The sequence below is a fragment of the Streptococcus oralis genome, assembly GCF_001579525.1.
In the GTDB taxonomy this organism is placed as follows: domain Bacteria; phylum Bacillota; class Bacilli; order Lactobacillales; family Streptococcaceae; genus Streptococcus; species Streptococcus oralis_M.
Genome location: NZ_KQ970788.1, coordinates 674,699 through 695,068, shown reverse-complemented (window position 1 = coordinate 695,068; position 20,370 = coordinate 674,699). Strand labels below are relative to the sequence as shown.

Below are 20,370 nucleotides of genomic sequence, written 5' to 3'. Positions count from 1 at the left end.
CCGCAGGCTGTACTTGAGTACGGTAAGGCGACGCTGACGTAGTTTGAATTTGATTTTCGAAGAGTATAAGAGGAAATTTTCAGGATTTTCTAGATTTTTACTGTAAATACACCTGACTATTCACAAAATAGGTGTATAATGTGTTGTGAACTACTTAACAAATAAGGATTTCCAGCTCATGTCGACTAAGGATGGAATTCTTGTGTATAGACAGTTCAGTAGATATATAATAGAGCGTTGCGTCCGAAAGTCTATCCAGACACGGCTCTTAAAAAACAAAAGGAGAAGATTATGAAAACAGAACCGATTCATCGTACCAGTATGTGGAAATTTAAGTTAAGTGCTGCCACCATGACTTTGATTCCCGCTGCCGTGGGGATTAACTATGTTGCCAAAGCCTTGGCGGAGGGGTTAAAGTTGCCCGTTTGGCTGGGGTCTTTGGGAACCTTTCTTGCTAGCATGTTGGCTGGGCCGGTTGCCGGTGCCATTAGTGGTTTCATCAACAACGTGATCTATGGGCTGACCTTATCGCCAATTTCAACCGTGTATGCGATTACCAGCATCGGAATTGGGATTGCTGTCGGAGTTTTGCACGCCAATGGGTGGTTCTCGTCAGCGCGACGAGTATTTGTTTCTGCTATTATTATTGCCATCGTTTCAGCTGTCATTTCAACGCCACTCAACGTCATCTTTTGGGGTGGTCAGACCGGTATCGCTTGGGGTGACTCATTGTTTGCGGTAATGGTCGCAAATCATGCACCAGTGTGGCTGGCCTCATTTACCGATGAGTTTGTCTTGGATATTTTGGATAAAGTCTGCGTGGCCTACCTGGCATTCTTCATCTATCGTCAGCTGCCGAAGCGGATGGTGCACTTCTTTAGCGATAATAAATGATGACTGATAAAACATTGATTTCTGGAGCGCCACGGGTCAAGCTCAAGTGGTACCAGGTGATCGATCCGATTACTAAGCTCTTGTTCATCTTGGACATGACGTTGTTGAGCTTTGCCAGTATGAATTTATTGCTTCAGGCCGGATTAATTCTTGTCGCAACACTGCTATTGTTATTTTCCAAATTGAGTTCTACCACCTTTAAGGCGCTGGGATTCAGCCTGTTTCTGATTTGCACCATGCTGATTATCCAAGGGTTATTTTTCAGTCGGAATCAAACTGTGCTTTTTCTGTGCTTGGGGTGTCGTTCTACAAAGAAGGCCTGATTTACGCCACCACTCTGGGTTGTCGAGTATTGGTGATTATTTTGACCAGTGGCTTTTTTATGGTGACCACGAGTATTTCAGAAAACGCGGCCTATTTGGAACTGTCTGGATTGTCTTATAAAACCGTCTACGTTCTGATGTCGGTGTGTTATATTTTGCCGGAAATGATGCGCAATATGCGGAAAATCCAGCAGGCACAAAAAGTTCGCGGAACCAATCCGCAAAAAACGTTGATTCAGAAATTAAAGTCAGTCCTGCCGGTTCTAATTCCATTGGTGATTAAGACCTTGGATCAATCGATGACGCGGTCGATTTCTCTCCAACTGAGAGGTTTTGATAATCTCAACCGGACTGTCAGGACCTCCCAGCGCGTGTATCGCCTGTCGCGGACGCTGCACATTGGTCTGACTGGATTGGCAATTTTATTGATTGGGTGGAAGATATGGACGAAGATAAACGGATTGTAATTGAAAATTTGACCACCCGTTATCCGGGTACTGAGCAACCACAACTGCGTCAGATTAACGCGGAGGTTCATACCGGCCAGGTGGTTGGGATTATCGGGAATAGCCACTCCGGCAAATCGACTTTGTGCCGTGTGCTGGCAGGGGTCATTCCCAAAATTGTGTCTGCTGAGATTGAGGGCGATTGGCACATGTTTGGCCAGCGAGTGTCCGACAATTAGCCCGTTTATAATGCCATGAATGGAGTTGTACTGCAAAATCCAGCTGGCCAACTAAGCGGGTTGGCAGACACGGTTGCCGATGAAATCGCCTTTGACTTGATTAATCAGGGAATGGCTGAAGGACTGATTCAAAAACGGGTTGAAGAAGTTGCAACGCAAATGGGGCTGATTGAACAGCTGAATTTGCGTCCCGAGAGCCTTTCCGGTGGTCAGATCCAGCGGTTGGCAATTGCCACGGCGATTGTGGCTAATCCGGCTGTTTTGATTATGGATGATCCGACCAGTGAGATGGATCCCCTTGGCCGCCGGCAATTTTTCCAATGGCTGGGCCAAGTCAAAGAGACGACTGTCTTCATTGTCACCAGTGAAATTGACGATTTGTGCGAAGTCGCCGACGTTGTGTGGGTGCTGCACGAGGGTCAAATGGTAGCCCAGGGCAGGCCGGGTGAGGTGTTTAATCATTTGGCAGCTGACTGGCAGATTCCAGCCCCGACAATCCAGCAACTTGCTCAAAAAATGGATTGGCACTTGGCTGATGGCCGGTATCCGGTGAATTACGCTGATCTGAAGGAGGTTCGTTATGTCCACAATTGAACTGAGCCACCTGACGTTCACTTATCCGGAACGGTCCTTTAGCTTGGATGTTGAAGACAAACACTTCGCCGATCCGATGGTGGCGATTGTCGGCCAAAATGGTGCCAGCAAATCAACGCTCTTCAAATTGTTGACGGGTTTGCTGACACCACAAACCGGTGTGATTAAGATCGATGGAGAAAATTTTAATGATCTTAAACCAGTCGAAAAGTTACTGAAGGTTGGGATTACTTTTCAGAATCCTGACGATCAGCTTTTCAACCCGACCGTTCAACGAGAGGTGGAGTGGAATGTCGCGCAGGTCATGGATGACCACGACACGATTACGAGGCGGGCTTTAGCGGCTCTAAAAAGAGTTGGCTTGGATGATAAAACAGCTGAAAGTCCATATGACCTGTCATTGTCGGAACGCAAGCTGTTGAGCGTTGCCACAGTTTTGGCAGTGGATCCGGCGATTTATTTATTTGATGAGCCGATGATGTCGCTTGATTGGGAAAGCCGGCGCAAGTTGACCGCAATTTTCCATCAGTTGGCTGATTCGGGCCACCAAGTTGTGACCATCACCCATGACATGGATTGGGTCGCCGCCGAGTTTGAGTCGGTGTATGTTATGGAACACGGGAAGTTTGGCTTCGCCGGCAGTCCACGGGAATTGTTCAGCAATCACGAACTTGTCCAGCGAGTGGGATTACTACCACCGCGGATTATGGACATAGCGGAGTCGCTGGGTGATTCACAGACATATTTATCGGTTAATGATTATTGCCAGAAAAATCGAGATGTATAGAAAAAGTCACCTCTGCGGGTTTTCCAGGTTGAAGGATTAACTTCAGCTTCTGGCAAGAACTCACATGGGTGACTTTTGTGTTTAATAACGTTTCATGATCATCGGGTGCTTCCTCAGATCACTCGGTTTGATTTTACTTTGTTTCATGGTCATAATCATATACCATTTCTTTTGGATTTTTTGTTTGACTAATACAAAATAGGTCTTCATAGGTCTTCGCATTTTTAGCGCCCATTAGGATCATCAGTATAATTTTCTGAATTAGGAGACTGTCCCATCACTATTCGAACTTCGTCTCCCAACTTACGCTGTTCCCATTCATCCGTGAATCCTTTAAATCGCAATTCTGGAACTTTCTTTTTAACTGAATCATCTATTTTCGCCATAGTCCCCACCATTTTATTGGTTTTTCTTGTTCTTCTATCCTTTTTTGATCTTTGATTTGTTCCTGTAAATTTTCCAACTTCTCTTTAAGAGCGTTCACTTCATCTTTATATTGATTGTCTAAGTGTTTGAATTCTGTTTCCTGTGAGGGCATTTTGAGGGCTTTTAAGTTATCATTTTCCGCCTTGTATTCTTCTAGCAACTTTTTATCTTGCAAGGCTAATCGTTGTTACTGGTCTAACAAATTAGTTAGTTTTTCTATTTGTTGGTCTTTGGTATTTGATTTGCTACTACTTTCTACTTTACCTAAAATTATTTTTTCTGCTTTAGAATTTATTAGATTAGACCCATTGGAACTTTTAAGCTGTAATTCTTTTGGTAACCTTTGGTAGTGATATTGAATATTTTGTTTTGTAACACTCAACTCATCCGCCAGCTCTTTGATCGTTTTTAAGTCTTCACTCATGGTTTAAGTCCTGCCTTTTAACCGTTGGTAGATATTGTTCAATGGCTTTTTTGAGGTAGCGTGCGATATTATGCTTAGAATATTCTTCACGTCTGCTGGCAACATAAGACAAGTGGTCTTTAACACTGTTTAGCCCTCTTAATTCTTTCAGTTCGTCATAGAGGGGGTAAACATGGACTTGCAATCCTGCCATGATTTTTGTATCTTGCATTTCAAACGGACTTAGCAACATATTTTCTAGCAATAGCGTGGTGTACTTGCTTTTCATTGCTTCAATAGCTAGCTTATCTTCGGTTTCTGCTTTGCGTGCTTTATCTTCTTGATAGGCGGTATATTCTAACTTATAGCTGTTATCGTCTGCTCGACATTTCTTTCGTAACCAGATATCCAATGTTAAACCGTCCGCATCAATCGCTCGATAGAGATAATGCCAACGCCCCTTAATTTTGATATAGGTTTCATCCATTTTCCACGAATAGAAGGACTGTTTATTTTTCTTTTTCCAGAGATGATAGAGGATTTTACTGTATTCTTGAACCCACCGATAAATCGTAGTGTGACAAACATTTATTCCACGGTCATAAAGCAATTCCTGAACTTCACGATAGCTCAGATTGTAACGTAGGTAATAACCAACAGCGACAATGATGACGTCTTGTTGGAATTATTTGCCTTTAAAATGATTCATCTCTCAAGCCTTACTAACCTTTTTTCTGCTCTTTGAGAAGCTGAAGGTCGTGCTAGTAACTACCTATTTGGTTTGATTAATTCCATCATTTATCTGGTGCTTGCCCTTCAAAAAGGCTTCTATGGTGAGGTTTTAACAACTCTCTATTTTACAATTATGCAGCCAATTGGTCTCTTGGTTTGGATTTATCAAGCCCAGTTTAAGAAAGAACAACAAGAGTTTGTCGCACGTAAACTAGACGGCAAGGGTTGGACAAAGTATCTTTCTATTAGTGTTCTTTGGTGGTTGGCCTTTGGGTTTATTTATCAGTCTATCGGAGCTAATCGTCCCTATCGTGATTCTATCACTGATGCGACCAATGGTGTAGGGAAAATCCTCATGACAGCTGTTTACCGTGAACAATGGATATTCTGGGCAGCTACCAATGTCTTTTCAATCTATCTCTGGTGGGGAGAAAGATTGAAAATCCAAGGGAAATACCTAATTTATCTCATCAATAGTCTAGTTGGGTGGTATCAGTGGAGCAAGGTAGCAAAAAGCTCTTAAAAAAGTAAAAAAGGTTCAGATGATCCTTTTTTGTATTAGAGCAAAATGAATAATACCGTAATGACAATAGCACTCGTTATACGAACGATGTGGTGCGATATATGTTGTTTTTCTTTCTGTTGGCCGTTCCAGTAGGCTCCATAGCAGACGATACTCGAGCCCACAATCCATAGAAGAATGGTTGCAACTGGAACGAAGTAAAAGATGGCTAGAGCCAGAGAGGTGAGGCAACTGCCGACCAAGATGCACGTGTTTCCCAGACTGTAGTTCTTTTGTTTCATAGCTGAAAAAGCAGCAGCAAGGTGAAGCAATGAGAAAGCGAGAGCTAGTACGATTGTTAGTATTCCTAGAATTATCGAAGTTAACATAGTTGGTTCCTTTCTGAGTTACAGGCTTAGTTATCAAGTGGAGTTGGAGAGGTCATCTCCATCACATCAAGGTAAAATCTCACCACTTGGTTTTCGGTATAAGATTTTCCTTGTTTTAGCCACCAAGTTAGGGTCTCGATAAAGTTCGTTACAACAAAATGCTGGAGGTAGGAGGCCGGAATGTTTGGATAGGCCTCTTGCAAGTCATCCGCCACCATGGGATAAACGTGGTGTTCGAGTTCCTTGTGTAGTTGGCGGAGGAAGTAGTCGTTTTTGGAAAAAAGGAGACTGGTGACATGGTCCTGGTTTTTCTGAAAATGTAAAAAGATATGTGCGAGGTAGTTCTCGGTAGTAAGGTGTCCTTCTCTTTCAAAGAGATGATGAAAGAGGTAGCGACAGAGCTCATCTAAAAGGAGTTCCTTGCTTTCATAGTGACAGTAAAAAGTAGAACGTCCAACATCCGCTAGGTCAATGATATCCTGAACAGTAGTGGCATCATAGCCTTTGTCGTTCAAAAGTTGTAAAAAAGCTTGATAGATGGCTTTTTTAGTCTTGCTGACACGACGGTCTCTTTTTGGCATATAGACACTTGAGACAAACTGTTCAGAACTGAACAGGACTGACAGTTTGCTTCTATCCTTTCTTTGGATTTTATTAGATAATACAAATGAAAGAAGTATGTATATACCCATTATACCAAAGGAGGGAGAGAAATGAGTTCTAAAACATCTATCTGGTTAGCTTTTTTCTTAAATTTAAGCTATGCGATAGTCGAGTTTATCGCAGGAGGAATCTTTGGTTCGAGTGCAGTTCTTGCTGATTCTGTTCATGACTTGGGAGATGCTATGGCCATTGGTATATCAGCCCTTCTAGAAACAATCTCCAATCGTGAAGAAGATAGGCAGTACACCTTGGGTTACAAACGTTTTAGCCTTTTAGGAGCCATGCTAACGGCTGTGATTCTTATGATAGGGTCTGTCCTAGTGATCTTGGAAAATATCACAAAGATCGCTCACCCGCAACCCGTTAATGAGGAAGGGATCCTCTGGCTGGGAATCATTGCAGTAGCTATTAATGTACTAGCTAGTCTGGTAGTTCGTAAAGGAAAGACAAAGAACGAGTCTATTCTTAGCTTGCATTTTTTGGAAGACACCCTTGGTTGGCTAGCTGTCATTCTAATGGCCATTATCCTCCGATTTACAGATTGGTATATCCTCGATCCGCTCTTATCACTTGTTATTTCTATCTTTATTCTAACAAAAGCTGTTCCTCGCTTTTGGAGCGCACTCAAGATTTTCCTAGATGCTGTGCCAGAAGGAGTCGAGACAAGTGATTTGGAAAAGGATATAGAGGCTCTACCCAATGTCAACAGTGTCAATCAACTTAGCATTTGGTCCATGGACGGTCTAGAGAACAATGCTGTTGTCCACATTTGTATCAAGGACTGGGAGCAGATGATTGAGACCAAAGAAGTGGTGCGTCAATGTTTAGAAGAAAGAGGCGTGCAGAATATTACTATCGAAGTGGATAGCAGTCAAAGCAATCATGCGCAACATAAGCGGAGGGTGAGAGAGTTAGAGCAGAAGCATGGGCATCATCATTAGAAAAACGATCTCGCTAGAGGTCGTTTTGTTATCCTATTCATTCCTCGTACTTTCTCTCAAAGTCAGTCTGGTGCCTAGCATGGTTAGGCTAGGGATTTTGCGACCGTGGAGAACTTCCTTGTTAAGAATATCCATGCCTGCTCGGCCCATTTCCTCGGTATAGACAGTGATACTGGAGAGGGGAGGATAGACCTGCTTGGTCAGGCTAGTGTCGTTAAAAGAAATGAGACTGACGCGGTCTGGTAGGCTGATTCCAGCTTCTTGAAGGGCACGAAGGGCACCGATGGCTAAACTATCGCTGGCTGCGAAAAAGGCTGGTGGGAGTTGTTCTCCTAGCTTGTGAATGGCTTCCTTCATCAAGTCATAGCCAGACTGGGCAGTAAAGCTCCCCTGAAAGACCAGTTCTTCATGGTAGATTCCATTTGCTTGGGTAATGTCTTTGAAATTTTTTAGCCGCTTATCCTGGATGATTTCTTCTTGGTCGGTGGTTTCTTCAAGGCCAGTGAGAATCCCGATGCGATCAAGCCCTTGACTGAGGAAGTGATCGACAACTTGTTTTACAGCAGTGTAAAAGTCAGTGATAATACAGGTATGACCTAGTGAGAGGGTATCGCTGTCTAAAAAGACTAAAGGTTTTTGGTATTCTTCAAAGGCAGCAATCTGAGCACGGCTAAATTTTCCGATGCAGAGAATGCCAATCACTTCCTCGCTCAGTGTAAAAGGATGGTCATTAAAATAGCGCAAGATGTCATAGTCCAACTCTTGGGCCCTTTTTTCAATACCGAGACGAATCTGATAGTAGTAGAGGTCGTCCAACTCCCCTTGTTCGCTGACCCATTGGATAATGGCAATCTTTTGCTTGGGTTTGTGGGATTCGCCTGTCTTGAGGTGCTTAGTATAGCCCAGCTCTTCAGCGACAGTTAAAATACGATGTCTGGTTTCTTCTGTGACAGATAGGCTCTGGTCGCGGTTGAGGACACGAGATACGGTCGCGATAGAGACAGAGGCTAGCTGTGCAATGTCTTTTAAGGTAGCCATAAATCCTCCTCCTTTTAGGTTAGTATATCATATTTTTCTGCTTTTTACTGATAGTTTAGTAAAAGTTTAGTAAAAAGGATTGACCTTGGTAAATCCCTTGGATACAATAGAAGAAAACGATTACACGTTAAGGTGACTTAACGACAGTCAAAGGAGAATTTATATGACACAACATCTTACTACTGAAGCCCTTCGCAAAGACTTTCTTGCCGTTTTTGGTCAAGAAGCAGACCAAACTTTTTTTTCACCAGGTCGTATCAATCTGATTGGTGAACACACGGACTACAACGGCGGGCACGTTTTTCCAGCGGCTATTTCCTTGGGAACTTACGGTGCAGCTCGCAAGCGTGATGACCAAGTTTTGCGTTTCTACTCAGCAAACTTTGAGGACAAGGGTATCATCGAAGTGCCTCTTGCTGATCTCAAATTTGAAAAAGAGCACAGCTGGACCAACTATCCAAAAGGGGTTCTTCATTTCTTGCAAGAAGCTGGACATGTGATTGACAAAGGGTTTGATTTTTATGTCTTTGGGAATATCCCAAATGGTGCTGGTTTGTCTTCATCGGCATCCTTGGAACTTTTGACGGGGGTTGTGGCAGAGCATCTCTTTGGTTTAAAACTAGACCGTTTGGATTTGGTTAAAATCGGAAAACAAACGGAAAATAACTTTATCGGAGTCAACTCTGGTATCATGGACCAGTTTGCTATCGGTATGGGAGCTGACCAACGGGCCATTTACCTGGATACCAATACGTTAGAATACGACTTGGTGCCACTTGATTTGAAGGACAATGTCGTTGTTATCATGAACACCAACAAACGTCGTGAACTGGCGGACTCTAAGTACAATGAACGTCGTGCTGAGTGTGAAAAAGCTGTGGAAGAATTGCAAGCTGCCTTGGATATTCAGACCTTGGGTGAGTTGGATGAGTGGGCTTTTGACCAATACAGCTATCTGATTAAAGACGAAAATCGTTTGAAACGTGCTCGCCATGCTGTGCTTGAAAACCAACGTACCCTCAAAGCACAAGCAGCTCTTCAAGCAGGTGATTTGGAAACATTTGGTCGCTTGATGAATGCTTCTCACGTTTCTCTAGAACATGACTATGAAGTAACTGGCTTGGAATTGGATACCCTCGTTCATACTGCTTGGGCTCAGGAAGGTGTTCTTGGTGCTCGTATGACAGGGGCAGGATTTGGTGGATGTGCCATTGCCTTGGTGCGAAAAGATGCCGTTGAGGCTTTTAAAGCAGCTGTTGGCAAGCATTACGAGGAAGTCGTTGGATATGCTCCAAGCTTCTATATCGCTGAAGTTGCAGGTGGCACTCGCGTCCTTGACTAGTTAAAAGGAGGCTTTATAGTGACCTTAGTAGATAAATTTGTAACACATGTTATTGCTGAAAGTGCTTTTGAGGAAATGGATCGAATCTACCTAACCAATCGTGTTTTGGCACGAGTGGGAGATGGTGTTTTAGGAGTTGATACCAATCTGGATAAATTGATTGACCTCAAAGACCAGTTGGTTGAGGAAGCGGTTCGATTAGAGACGATTGAGGATAGTCAGGCTACGCGTGAAATCCTCGGTGCTGAACTAATGGACTTGGTAACCCCTTGTCCAAGTCAGGTCAATCGTGACTTCTGGGCAACCTATGCCCAATCTCCTGAGCAGGCAATTGCGGACTTTTACCAACTTAGCCAGAAGAATGACTACATCAAACTCAAGGCCATTGCTAAAAATATTGCTTATCGTGTACCGTCTGATTACGGAGAGCTTGAGATTACCATCAACCTCTCTAAGCCTGAAAAGGATCCAAAGGAGATTGCGGCAGCCAAGTTGGTGCAAGCTAGCAATTATCCCCAGTGTCAGCTTTGTCCAGAGAACGAAGGCTACCATGGTCGGGTTAACCACCCAGCTCGTAGCAATCACCGTATTATCCGTTTTGAAATGGCGGGTCAGGAGTGGGGCTTCCAGTATTCGCCCTATGCTTATTTTAATGAGCACTGTATTTTCTTAGACGGCCAGCACCGTCCCATGGCTATCAGCCGTCTCAGTTTTGAGCGCCTGCTGGCTATCGTAGACCAGTTTCCAGGCTATTTTGCGGGCTCAAATGCCGACCTGCCGATTGTGGGAGGCTCTATTCTGACTCATGATCACTATCAGGGAGGCCGTCACGTATTCCCTATGGAATTGGCTCCCTTGCAAAAGACTTTCTGTTTTGCTGGTTTTGATCAGGTCAAGGCTGGGATTGTCAAGTGGCCTATGTCAGTGCTACGTTTGACCTCGGATTCAAAAGAAGATTTGATCAGCTTGGGTGACAAGATTTTACAGAAATGGCGCCAGTATTCAGACCCTGCAGTGCAGATTTTGGCAGAGACAGACGGAATACCGCATCACACCATCACACCCATTGCGCGTAAGCGTGATGGACAGTTTGAGTTGGATTTGGTCTTGCGGGACAATCAAACCTCTCTAGAGCATCCTGACGGCATCTATCATCCCCACAAGGATGTTCAACATATCAAGAAGGAAAATATTGGCTTGATCGAGGTCATGGGATTGGCTATCTTACCACCTCGTTTGAAAGCAGAAGTGGAGCAAGTCGCTAGCTACCTTGTGGGAGATGGTGATATAGTTGCCGACTATCATCAGGAATGGGCAGACCAGCTCAAAGCTCAATATCCAGAACTAGCATATAAAGAAAAAGCCCTTGAAATCGTCAAGGACTCTGTGGGTGCTATCTTTGCGCGTGTACTTGAGGATGCAGGAGTTTACAAGCAAACGGAGCGGGGACAGGCAGCATTTATGCGCTTTGTAGAGCAGGTTGGAATTTTGCCAGACTAGGAGCTTTCTCCTTGCACAGTCCTATAAAAAGTAGTATCATAGTGTCGTTTGAAATATCAGGAGGAAACGATGAAAGATTTTCATTTTGACGCTATATCTGCCTTTGAAAATTACGAAATAGAACAAATGAGAGATGGTCATGTTGTGGTGACGACGAAAGTGGTGGACTCGTCGCTCAATTACTATGGCAATGCCCATGGTGGCTATCTCTTCACCCTTTGTGACCAGATTAGTGGTTTGGTAGTTATCTCGCTTGGACTTGATGGAGTGACACTCCAGTCCTCTATCAACTACCTCAAGGCAGGAAAACTCGACGATGTGCTGACCATTAAAGGAGAATGTGTCCATCAAGGTCGCACAACCTGTGTGGTGGATGTGGATATTACCAATCAAGATGGCAGAAATGTCTGCAAGGCAACCTTCACCATGTTTGTCACAGGCCAGCGGTCAGAAGATAGACAGGTAAGGATATAGAGAAACAAAAAAGAGGCTCACACCTCTTTTTCTTATTTCTTTTTCCGGTTTAATACTGCATTGAGTACAATGGCTAGTAGGCTGGCTACGACGATTCCGTTTGAGAAGAACATTTGGAAGGCTGTCGGCATGCTGACAAAGAGATTGCTATTGTTGAGTCCGACACCTGCAGCGATGGATACAGCTGCGATAAGGAAGTTGTGTTCATTGTTAGCAAAGTCAACGCGGGCGAGGATTTGCATCCCTTGAAGGGAAACAAAACCAAACATCACCAGCATGGCACCTCCAAGAACAGGGCTCGGAATGATTTGGGCGAGGGCACCAAACTTAGGAAGGAGTCCAAGGAGGACTAGGAAACCAGCTGCGTAGTAGATTGGCAGACGGGTCTTGATACCTGACAATTTAACCAAACCAACGTTTTGTGAAAATCCTGTATAAGGGAAGGTGTTAAAAATTCCTCCGAGAAGTACGGCCAGACCTTCTGCGCGGTAACCGTTGCGAAGGCGCGTGCTGTCGATCGGGTCATTGGTAATATCAGACAAGGCCAGGTAAACACCAGTGGATTCAACCATAGACACCGTTGCAATGATACACATCATGACAATAGATGAGATTTCAAAGGTTGGCACCCCAAAGTAGAGGGGAGTAGGAACATGGACTAGCGGTGCTGCAGCCACAGGAGAGAAGTCAACCAAGCCCATAGTAGCAGCAATGGCAGTTCCAACGACCAACCCAATCAAAATCGAAATCGACTTGATAAATCCTTTGGTAAAGATGTTGATCAAGAGGATAATCAAAACAGTGATTGCAGCAAGCAAGAGACTTTGACCAGTTGGCTCTGGAACGTTATTTCCCATATTTCCAATAGCGACAGGAATCAGGGTCAATCCAATCGTGGTAATGACAGATCCTGTAACGATAGATGGGAAGAGATTGGCTACTTTTGAGAAAACACCTGAAATCAGAACCACATAAATTCCAGAAACGATAAGGGCACCAAACATAGCACCACTACCATGACTTTGCCCAATCATAATCAAGGGAGCGACGGATTGGAAGGCAACTCCGAGAACGACTGGTAGTCCAATCCCAAAGTATTTGTTGAGTTGGAGTTGAAGGAAGGTGGCCACCCCACACATGAAGATATCTGTGGAGATAAGATAGGTCAACTGTTCAGCTGAATAGCCAAGGGCTGTCGCAATCATGATGGGGACCAGGATGGATCCTGAGTACATGGCTAGTAAGTGCTGCAAGCCAAGAACGGCTGCTTGCGAATGTTTTTCTTGAGTTTGCATTAGAGATCTGCCTCCTTAAATACGACCTGACCATTTTCAAAACGATCCAAACGAGCAAGTGATAGGACGGGATAGCCTGCTTTTTCAAGCAAATCACGACCATCTTGGAAGGATTTTTCAATTACGATACCAATCGCTTCAACTTTTGCTCCAGCTTGTTCGATGATTTGGATCAAGCCTTTGGCTGCTTGGCCATTAGCAAGGAAATCATCGATAATCAAGATTTTGTCCTCTGGTGAGAGGAATTTTCCAGCGATGGAAACGGTGCTGGTCACCTGCTTGGTAAAGGAGTAGACCTCAGCAGTTAAGATTCCTTCATTCATGGTGATGTTTTTAGCTTTCTTGGCGAAAATCATGGGCACATTTAAGGCTTCAGCTGTAAAAACGGCTGGGGCAATGCCTGACGCTTCAATGGTCACGACCTTGGTAATGCCAGCAGCAGCGAATTTTTCCGCAAAAATCTTACCAATCTCTCGCATTAAGCTAAAGTCAACTTGGTGGGTTAAAAAAGAATCCACCTTGAGGATGTTGTCACCCAAGATATGCCCATCCTCGAGGATGCGCTCTTCTAATAATTTCATAAGACCTCCTAAAGTCTAAAAGTCAGTTTACTTGTTGGTTAACTGTTTCTATAGTGAACCAGTTTGCTAGTACTATGTATTTGATAAAACTAGTACGAGCGAAGCGAGTTTTATCAAATATTTCCCGCCGTAGTGGTATCATAGACAATAATCTTGTTATTGTCTATGACGGGATTTTTGAGACTTTTGGCTCAAAAATTAGGGATGAAATTCCGAAGGAAGTTGCTCCCGTCCGCACTAATTAAGGGAAATATTAAAAATATTTAGTTTACACTTAAAGGCGTACTTTAATAAAAATATTCAAAAAGGACCTACTTAATCCCCTAAGTAAGTCCTCAAAATAGGTATGGCCAAAACCATACCTTCAGCTGACATACTCATTGTTAGGTGTTCCGGCACCTTGTAGAAACGTCGTGCCAATTCACGACATAAACAAGTAAAATGATATTCAATTTTAAACAGGCTACTGCCAATGTTTATATTTTACACCAATTAGCTTTATAAATCAAATATTTTGTTAGTAAATAGATCATAAAAACGAACGAATAAAAGGCTGCAATGCTAGATAGTATTGTAGACTTCGATTATTCTATTCGCTAAATCTTAGAAAATAACCATCTGGATCCAAAACTGCAAATTCATGAGGGTAAATAAAGCTATCTCCCACTCGAAATTCTCTTTTGGTCAGCGGACGATAAATAGGATAGTCAGCTTCTAGCAGTTTTTGGTGGAGCTGAGGGACATCTTCAATGCCAAAGGAAATATTGACACCGCGCCCGAAAGGATAGGTTAGTTGGGCTAATTCTTCTGTGCTGCCTTCTTCTAGCATAAGTTGGCAGTCTTCAAGCGAGAGGAAGAGAAATTTCTCCTCTGGACGCTCGTATTCGACAGAAAATCCCAGTAAGTCGCAGTAGAAGTGGCGTGACTTTTCGAGGTCAGATACTACAAATTCAGGAATGACAGCTTGATAGTCCATTAGCTTTCTCCTTAGAGTTCAATTTCCAATACAATCGGCGTATGGTCTTGACGCGCACCCGAGTCAATCATGTCAGACTTGGTCACCTTGTCAGCCACGCGGTTGCTAGTGAGCCAGTAGTCGATTCTCCAGCCTGTATTGTTGATTTTAGAAGTCTTGCTGCGTTGCGCCCACCAAGTGTAGTGCTCTGGGACATCGCCGTGAATGTGGCGGAAGGTGTCAGTAAACCCAGTTGCCAAGAGGTTGGTAAATCCAGCACGCTCCTCGTCTGTAAAACCAGGTGAACGGCGATTGCTGGCAGGATTTGCAAGGTCGATTTCCTTGTGGGCCACGTTGTAGTCACCCGTCGCAAGGACTGGTTTTTCTTTGTCTAGTTGCGCCAAATACTCAGCATATTTGACATCCCAGACTTGGCGTTCTTCCAAGCGTTTGAGACCGTCGCCAGCGTTTGGAGTGTATACTTGGCTCACGAAAAATGTATCAAATTCCAAGGTGATGATGCGGCCTTCCAAATCCATGGTAGAAGGAGCTCCGATTTCTGGGAAGCTGATTGTTGGTGTGAGTTCTTTCTTATAAAGGAACATGGTTCCAGCATAGCCTTTGCGAGCAGGTTCTTGAGAGGAACGCCAAGTGTTTTCATAACCTGGGAAGAGTTCTTCTAAAATTTCCAAGTGTTTTTTTGTAGGCCCTTTTGCAGAAAGCTTGGTTTCCTGAATAGCGATAATATCAGCATTTTCGGCTACCAAGGTTTGTAGGACTTCCTGTGACAGTTTGGCGCGAGCAGAGTCGCTCGTTAGGGCTGCATTGAGGGAATCAATATTCCATGAGATGAGTTTCATAAAGTTACCTTTTTCATTCAGATTATAGACTATATTATACCAAAAAAAGGCGCATTTCCCCAACGTATGGTTTGAAAAATCACCCTCTTTCGTTTATAATTAAGAATGATTTTATGAAAGGGAGTGAAAATACATGAAATTCTATTCTTATGACTATGTCCTCAGCCAAATCGGTCAGCAAAATGGCATCATGATTGGTTTAGGGATTGTTTTATTAGCTGTGACAGGATTTTTGGCTTTTAAGGCTTATCATGATAAAAAGGGAACCAAGTTTCGTGAGTTGGTCATGATTTCAGCTTTGACCTTATTAGCTCTCCTTTTGGTCAGCATCACGACTTATCAAAACAATCAAGTATCTAATAATAAATTTCAAGCTTCACTTCATTTCATCGAGCTTGTTTCCAAAGAATTGGGAGTAGACAAGTCAGAGGTTTATGTCAATACTTCTGCCGACACTGATGGCGCACTTATCAAGGTCGGAGATCGCTATTACCGTGCCTTGAACGGAAGTGAGCCAGACAAGTACCTGCTAGAGAAAGTCGAATTGTATAAAACAGATGCAATTGAACTGGTGGAGGTGAACAAATGACACTCAATTATATCGAAATTTTAATCAAACTAGCCTTGGGTCTCTTTTCTCTGGTTTTTGTAATCAATGTGACAGGAAAGGGTAACCTAGCGCCTAACTCAGCGATAGACCAAATTCAGAACTATGTACTCGGGGGTATCATCGGTGGGGTGATTTACAATAGTGCCATCAGTATCCTTCAGTATGCAGTTATCCTGATTATGTGGACCATTCTGGTCTTGACTCTCAAATGGCTGAACAATAATGTTCACTTTGTGAAACGTTTGATTGATGGGAAGCCAACTCTGCTCATCAAAAATGGGAAGATTGATCCAGAAGCCTGCCGTTCGGTTGGTTTATCAGCAGCGGACGTAGCACTTAAGCTCCGTAGTCAGGGAATTTTCCAAATGAAACAGGTCAAACGCGCTATGCAGGAGCAAAACGGTCAACTCATCGTAGTCCAAATGGGAGATGAGAACCCCAAGTATCCTGTTGTCACAGACGGTGTTATCCAAGTCGAAATTTTAGAGACCATTGGTCGCAGCGAAGAATGGTTACTTGATAACCTCAGTAAACAAGGGTATGACAATGTTGCCAATATCTTTATCGCTGAGTATGACAAGGGTGTCGTCTCAGTCGTAACTTATGAATAAGAAAAACCTGGGGTCTTGTACTCTTCAAAAATCAAATTCAAACTGCGTCAACGTCGCTTTGCCGTATGTAGGTTACTGACTTCGTCAGTTCTATCTACAACCTCAAAGCAGTGCTTTGAGCAGCCTGCGGCTAGTTTGCTCTTTGATTTTCATTGAGTCTTGGCCTCAGGTTTCCATTTGCAATCAGAAAGGGATTTTATGTCCATTATTCAAAAACTCTGGTGGTTTTTCAAGTTAGAAAAGCGCCGTTATCTAGTCGGGATTCTTGCTTTGGTCTTGGTTTCCGTCCTCAATCTCATACCCCCCATGGTCATGGGACGGGTGATTGATGCCATTACTGGGGGGCAATTAACCCAGCAGGACCTCCTTCTTAATCTATTTTATCTACTGCTGGCAGCCTTTGGGATGTACTATCTGCGCTATGTTTGGCGCATGTATATTCTTGGAACTTCCTATCGTCTGGGGCAGATTATGCGGTCTCGCTTGTTTGAGCATTTTACTAAAATGTCGCCAGCCTTTTATCAGACCTATCGTACGGGGGACTTGATGGCACACGCTACCAATGATATCAACGCCTTAACTCGTCTCGCAGGTGGAGGAGTCATGTCAGCAGTGGATGCTTCCATCACGGCTCTGGTGACTTTGCTAACCATGCTTTTTAGCATTTCTTGGCAAATGACCTTGGTTGCCATTTTGCCCTTGCCTTTCATGGCTTATGCGACCAGTCGTCTAGGGAGAAAGACCCACAAGGCCTTTGGCGAATCTCAAGCTGCCTTTTCCGAACTCAATAACAAGGTACAGGAGTCTGTATCAGGTATCAAAGTGACCAAGTCTTTCGGGTATCAGGCGGATGAGCTTGAGTCCTTTCAGGCGGTCAATGAATTGACCTTCCGAAAGAATCTCCAAACCATGAAATACGATAGTCTCTTTGATCCTATGGTTCTCTTGTTTGTTGGCTCGTCCTATGTCCTAACCCTTTTGGTCGGCTCTTTGATGGTTCAGAAGGGGCAGATTACAGTTGGAAATCTGGTTACCTTTATCAGCTACTTGGACATGCTGGTCTGGCCTCTAATGGCTATCGGTTTTCTCTTTAATATTACTCAGAGGGGGAAGGTGTCCTACCAGCGGATTGAGGATCTTTTGTCTCAGGAATCATCTGTTCAAGACCCCGAGTTTCCTCTGGACAGTATTGAAAATGGACGTTTGGAGTACGATATTGATAGCTTTGCCTTTGAAAATGAGGAAACACTGACGGATATTCACTTTAGTCTGGAAAAAGGGCAAACCCTAGGCCTGGTCGGGCAGACAGGATCTGGGAAAACGTCCTTGATTAAACTTCTCTTGCGTGAATATGATGTGGATAAGGGAGCTATTTACCTAAACGGTCATGATATTCGGGACTATCGTCTGACAGACCTTCGTAGCCTCATGGGCTATGTTCCTCAGGATCAGTTTCTTTTTGCAACCTCTATCTTAGACAATATCCGCTTTGGCAATCCTAATTTGCCCCTTTCAGCAGTCGAGGAAGCGACTAAGCTGGCTCAAGTATACCAAGACATTGTAGCCATGCCTCAGGGATTTGATACATTGATTGGTGAAAAAGGAGTCAGTTTATCTGGTGGTCAAAAGCAACGTCTGGCTATGAGTCGAGCTATGATTTTAGATCCTGATATCTTAATTTTAGATGATTCCTTGTCCGCCGTGGATGCCAAGACAGAGTATGCGATTATCGACAACCTCAAGGAAACGCGGAAGGATAAGACAACCATTATCACTGCCCATCGTCTCAGTGCAGTTGTCCATGCAGATTTGATTCTGGTTCTGCAAAATGGGCAGATTATCGAACAGGGAACGCACGAAGACTTGCTAGCCCTGAATGACTGGTATGCTCAAACCTACCAGTCTCAGCAGTTGGAAATGAAAGGAGAAGAAGATGCAGAATAAGAAAGAACAATGGACTGTATTGAAGCGCTTGATGTCCTATCTCAAGCCTTACGGCCTCCTGACCTTTTTGGCACTCAGTTTTCTCCTAGCGACGACGGTCATTAAAAGTGTCATTCCCCTTGTGGCCTCCCACTTTATCGACCAGTATCTCAGCAATCTTAACCAAATCGCTGTTACCGTTTTACTGGCCTACTATGGTCTTTATATCCTGCAAACTCTGGTTCAGTATGTCGGCAATCTTCTCTTTGCGCGGGTGTCCTACAGTATTGTTAGAGATATTCGCCGCGATGCTTTTGCCAATATGGAGAAACTGGGCATGTCTTACTTTGACAAGACGCCAGCAGGTTCCATCGTCTCTCGTTTGACAAATGACACCGAGACCATCAGTGACATGTTTTCTGGGATTTTATCCAGCTTTATCTCAGCAGTTTTCATCTTTCTGACAACCCTCTATACCATGTTGGTGCTGGATTTTCGTTTGACAGCTTTAGTCTTGCTCTTTCTTCCCTTGATTTTCCTTTTAGTTAATCTCTATCGGAAAAAATCAGTGAAAATCATCGAAAAAACCAGAAGTCTCTTGTCGGATATCAATAGCAAGCTGGCAGAGAATATCGAGGGAATCAGGATTATCCAGGCCTTTAATCAAGAGAAGCGCCTGCAGGCAGAATTTGATGAAATCAACCAAGAACACTTGGTCTATGCCAACCGATCTGTAGCCTTGGATGCCCTCTTTTTGCGCCCTGCCATGAGTTTGCTGAAACTTCTAGGCTACGCCATCTTGATGGCATACTTTGGCTACCGTGGTCTTTCTATTGGGATAACAGCCGGAACCATGTATGCCTTTATCCAGTACATCAATCGCCTCTTTGACCCTCTGATTGAAGTGACGCAAAACTTTTCAACTCTTCAAACGTCTATGGTTTCTGCAGGGCGTGTCTTTGCCTTGATTGACGAGACAACCTATGAGCCTCTTCAAGAAAATGGGCAAGCCAAAGTCCAAGAGGGGAATATCCGTTTTGAACATGTGTGTTTCTCATATGATGGCAAACATCCAATTCTGGATGACATTTCCTTTTCGGTTAAGAAGGGAGAAACCATTGCCTTTGTAGGTCATACAGGTTCTGGGAAATCTTCGATTATCAATGTCCTCATGCGTTTTTATGAATTTCAGTCAGGCCGCGTTCTCTTGGATGGTGTGGATATTAGAGACTACAGTCAGGAAGAGTTGAGAAAAAATATCGGGCTAGTCTTGCAGGAACCCTTCCTCTATCATGGGACTATCAAGTCCAATGTTGCCATGTATCAAGATCTTAGTGATGAAGAGATTCAGGCTGCGGCTGCCTTTGTCGATGCAGATTCCTTTATTCAGGACCTTCCGCAGGGTTATGATGCACCTGTTTCCGAGCGTGGTTCGAGCTTTTCTACTGGTCAACGCCAGCTTCTTGCCTTTGCCAGAACAGTCGCCAGTCAGCCTAAAATCCTGATTTTGGATGAAGCGACAGCCAATATTGACTCTGAAACAGAAAGTTTGGTTCAAGATTCCCTAGCTAAGATGAGACAGGGGAGGACGACCATTGCTATCGCCCACCGACTTTCGACCATTCAGGACGCCAATTGCATCTATGTCTTGGATAAGGGACGCATTATTGAGAGTGGAACCCATGAGGAACTCTTGGTCTTGGGAGGAACCTATCACAAGATGTATAGCTTGCAGGCTGGGGCCATGTCCTAATACTATTTGAAAATCTCTTCAGACCATGTCAGCTTTATTTGCAACCTCAAAGCTGTACTTTGAGCAGCCTGTGGCTAGCCTCCTAGTTT

General features: G+C 43.8%; 20 protein-coding genes, 5 pseudogenes and 1 riboswitch. Of the genes and pseudogenes, 13 read left to right on the top strand and 12 right to left on the bottom strand.

Annotation, left to right across the window (positions count from 1 at the left end; translation table 11 throughout):
• Window positions 1-291: 291 nt before the first annotated feature.
• From SORDD25_RS03445 to SORDD25_RS03430, 4 genes and pseudogenes are all read left to right on the top strand, one after another.
• The gene (locus SORDD25_RS03445) at window positions 292-894 is read left to right on the top strand and encodes a hypothetical protein (RefSeq protein ID WP_061852627.1); all 603 of its coding nucleotides are present in this window, start codon (window positions 292-294) and stop codon (window positions 892-894) included.
• A pseudogene (locus SORDD25_RS03440) lies at window positions 894-1,684 on the top strand (energy-coupling factor transporter transmembrane component T). Before SORDD25_RS03445 ends, SORDD25_RS03440 begins: the two are co-directional and overlap by 1 nt.
• Window positions 1,660-2,496 (top strand): annotated as a pseudogene (locus tag SORDD25_RS03435) (ABC transporter ATP-binding protein). The pseudogenes SORDD25_RS03440 and SORDD25_RS03435 overlap by 25 nt, the downstream one beginning before the upstream one ends.
• Window positions 2,483-3,283, top strand: coding sequence for an energy-coupling factor ABC transporter ATP-binding protein (locus SORDD25_RS03430; protein WP_061852626.1), 801 nt, complete (start codon window positions 2,483-2,485; stop codon window positions 3,281-3,283). The pseudogene SORDD25_RS03435 and the gene SORDD25_RS03430 overlap by 14 nt, the downstream one beginning before the upstream one ends.
• A 224-nt stretch (window positions 3,284-3,507) precedes the next feature.
• On the opposite strand, the gene SORDD25_RS09335 is transcribed toward SORDD25_RS03430, so the two are convergent.
• The 5 genes and pseudogenes from SORDD25_RS09335 to SORDD25_RS09400 all read right to left on the bottom strand — a co-directional run.
• Complete coding sequence (locus tag SORDD25_RS09335) at window positions 3,508-3,669, bottom strand: hypothetical protein (protein WP_001062367.1); 162 nt, start codon at window positions 3,667-3,669, stop codon at window positions 3,508-3,510.
• Complete coding sequence (locus tag SORDD25_RS03425) at window positions 3,657-3,884, bottom strand: hypothetical protein (RefSeq protein WP_001152920.1); 228 nt, start codon at window positions 3,882-3,884, stop codon at window positions 3,657-3,659. The genes SORDD25_RS09335 and SORDD25_RS03425 overlap by 13 nt, the downstream gene beginning before the upstream one ends.
• A 12-nt stretch (window positions 3,885-3,896) precedes the next feature.
• Window positions 3,897-4,133, bottom strand: coding sequence for a hypothetical protein (locus tag SORDD25_RS03420; RefSeq protein ID WP_001287839.1), 237 nt, complete (start codon window positions 4,131-4,133; stop codon window positions 3,897-3,899).
• Window positions 4,126-4,446: pseudogene (locus SORDD25_RS09405) on the bottom strand (DNA replication protein); the annotation flags it as partial. The gene SORDD25_RS03420 and the pseudogene SORDD25_RS09405, both read right to left, overlap by 8 nt.
• 54 nt (window positions 4,447-4,500) lie before the next feature.
• A pseudogene (locus SORDD25_RS09400) lies at window positions 4,501-4,782 on the bottom strand (IS6 family transposase); the annotation flags it as partial.
• Between the two features lie 78 nt (window positions 4,783-4,860).
• Between SORDD25_RS09400 and pnuC the strand changes: the two are divergent.
• Window positions 4,861-5,367, top strand: a pseudogene (gene pnuC, locus SORDD25_RS03410) (nicotinamide riboside transporter PnuC); the annotation flags it as partial.
• Window positions 5,368-5,402: 35 nt separating this feature from the next.
• Here pnuC and SORDD25_RS03405 read toward each other — a convergent pair.
• Together SORDD25_RS03405 and SORDD25_RS03400 are read right to left on the bottom strand one after the other, a co-directional pair.
• The gene (locus SORDD25_RS03405) at window positions 5,403-5,735 is read right to left on the bottom strand and encodes a hypothetical protein (protein ID WP_061852625.1); all 333 of its coding nucleotides are present in this window, start codon (window positions 5,733-5,735) and stop codon (window positions 5,403-5,405) included.
• A 26-nt stretch (window positions 5,736-5,761) separates the two neighbouring features.
• Window positions 5,762-6,316, bottom strand: a complete 555-nt coding sequence (locus tag SORDD25_RS03400; protein WP_061852624.1) for a TetR/AcrR family transcriptional regulator — start codon at window positions 6,314-6,316, stop codon at window positions 5,762-5,764.
• 132 nt (window positions 6,317-6,448) lie between these two features.
• Here SORDD25_RS03400 and SORDD25_RS03395 point away from each other — a divergent pair, with 132 nt between their 5' ends.
• Entirely contained in the window at window positions 6,449-7,339 is an 891-nt protein-coding gene (locus SORDD25_RS03395) for a cation diffusion facilitator family transporter (protein ID WP_061852623.1), read from the top strand.
• Window positions 7,340-7,372: 33 nt separating this feature from the next.
• Here the strand turns inward: SORDD25_RS03395 and galR are convergent, their stop codons facing one another.
• Window positions 7,373-8,377: a DNA-binding transcriptional regulator GalR gene (galR, locus tag SORDD25_RS03390; RefSeq protein ID WP_061852622.1), complete on the bottom strand. Its 1,005-nt coding sequence runs from the start codon at window positions 8,375-8,377 to the stop codon at window positions 7,373-7,375.
• A 163-nt stretch (window positions 8,378-8,540) separates the two neighbouring features.
• On the opposite strand from galR, the gene SORDD25_RS03385 reads away from it, so the two are divergent.
• The 3 genes from SORDD25_RS03385 (at window position 8,541) to SORDD25_RS03375 (ending at window position 11,693) form a co-directional block, all read left to right on the top strand.
• On the top strand, window positions 8,541-9,719 hold the full coding sequence (locus SORDD25_RS03385) for a galactokinase (RefSeq protein ID WP_061852621.1): 1,179 nt from the start codon (window positions 8,541-8,543) through the stop codon (window positions 9,717-9,719).
• Between the two features lie 18 nt (window positions 9,720-9,737).
• A complete protein-coding gene (locus tag SORDD25_RS03380; RefSeq protein WP_061852620.1) occupies window positions 9,738-11,219 on the top strand; it encodes a UDP-glucose--hexose-1-phosphate uridylyltransferase in 1,482 nt (493 codons plus the stop codon).
• 69 nt (window positions 11,220-11,288) lie between these two features.
• The gene (locus SORDD25_RS03375; protein WP_000651221.1) at window positions 11,289-11,693 is read left to right on the top strand and encodes a PaaI family thioesterase; all 405 of its coding nucleotides are present in this window, start codon (window positions 11,289-11,291) and stop codon (window positions 11,691-11,693) included.
• 32 nt (window positions 11,694-11,725) lie between these two features.
• Here SORDD25_RS03375 and SORDD25_RS03370 read toward each other — a convergent pair whose 3' ends face one another.
• The 4 genes from SORDD25_RS03370 to SORDD25_RS03355 form a co-directional block, all read right to left on the bottom strand.
• On the bottom strand, window positions 11,726-12,988 hold the full coding sequence (locus SORDD25_RS03370) for a nucleobase:cation symporter-2 family protein (RefSeq protein WP_061852619.1): 1,263 nt from the start codon (window positions 12,986-12,988) through the stop codon (window positions 11,726-11,728).
• The gene (locus SORDD25_RS03365; RefSeq protein ID WP_061852618.1) at window positions 12,988-13,569 is read right to left on the bottom strand and encodes a xanthine phosphoribosyltransferase; all 582 of its coding nucleotides are present in this window, start codon (window positions 13,567-13,569) and stop codon (window positions 12,988-12,990) included. The genes SORDD25_RS03370 and SORDD25_RS03365 overlap by 1 nt, the downstream gene beginning before the upstream one ends.
• A gap of 360 nt (window positions 13,570-13,929) precedes the next feature.
• Window positions 13,930-14,025, bottom strand: a riboswitch (purine riboswitch).
• A 133-nt stretch (window positions 14,026-14,158) separates the two neighbouring features.
• Window positions 14,159-14,545: a bleomycin resistance protein gene (locus SORDD25_RS03360; protein WP_000386235.1), complete on the bottom strand. Its 387-nt coding sequence runs from the start codon at window positions 14,543-14,545 to the stop codon at window positions 14,159-14,161.
• Window positions 14,546-14,556: 11 nt separating this feature from the next.
• On the bottom strand, window positions 14,557-15,384 hold the full coding sequence (locus SORDD25_RS03355; RefSeq protein ID WP_061852617.1) for an exodeoxyribonuclease III: 828 nt from the start codon (window positions 15,382-15,384) through the stop codon (window positions 14,557-14,559).
• A 133-nt stretch (window positions 15,385-15,517) separates the two neighbouring features.
• Between SORDD25_RS03355 and SORDD25_RS03350 the strand changes: the two genes are divergently transcribed.
• The 4 genes from SORDD25_RS03350 (at window position 15,518) to SORDD25_RS03335 (ending at window position 20,281) form a co-directional block, all read left to right on the top strand.
• Window positions 15,518-15,973, top strand: coding sequence for a DUF3290 family protein (locus tag SORDD25_RS03350; RefSeq protein WP_000675323.1), 456 nt, complete (start codon window positions 15,518-15,520; stop codon window positions 15,971-15,973).
• Window positions 15,970-16,605: a DUF421 domain-containing protein gene (locus tag SORDD25_RS03345; protein WP_000174434.1), complete on the top strand. Its 636-nt coding sequence runs from the start codon at window positions 15,970-15,972 to the stop codon at window positions 16,603-16,605. The genes SORDD25_RS03350 and SORDD25_RS03345 overlap by 4 nt, the downstream gene beginning before the upstream one ends.
• A 198-nt stretch (window positions 16,606-16,803) precedes the next feature.
• Window positions 16,804-18,549, top strand: coding sequence for an ABC transporter ATP-binding protein (locus tag SORDD25_RS03340; RefSeq protein WP_061852616.1), 1,746 nt, complete (start codon window positions 16,804-16,806; stop codon window positions 18,547-18,549).
• The gene (locus SORDD25_RS03335; RefSeq protein WP_061852615.1) at window positions 18,539-20,281 is read left to right on the top strand and encodes an ABC transporter ATP-binding protein; all 1,743 of its coding nucleotides are present in this window, start codon (window positions 18,539-18,541) and stop codon (window positions 20,279-20,281) included. The genes SORDD25_RS03340 and SORDD25_RS03335 overlap by 11 nt, the downstream gene beginning before the upstream one ends.
• Window positions 20,282-20,370: the final 89 nt, after the last annotated feature.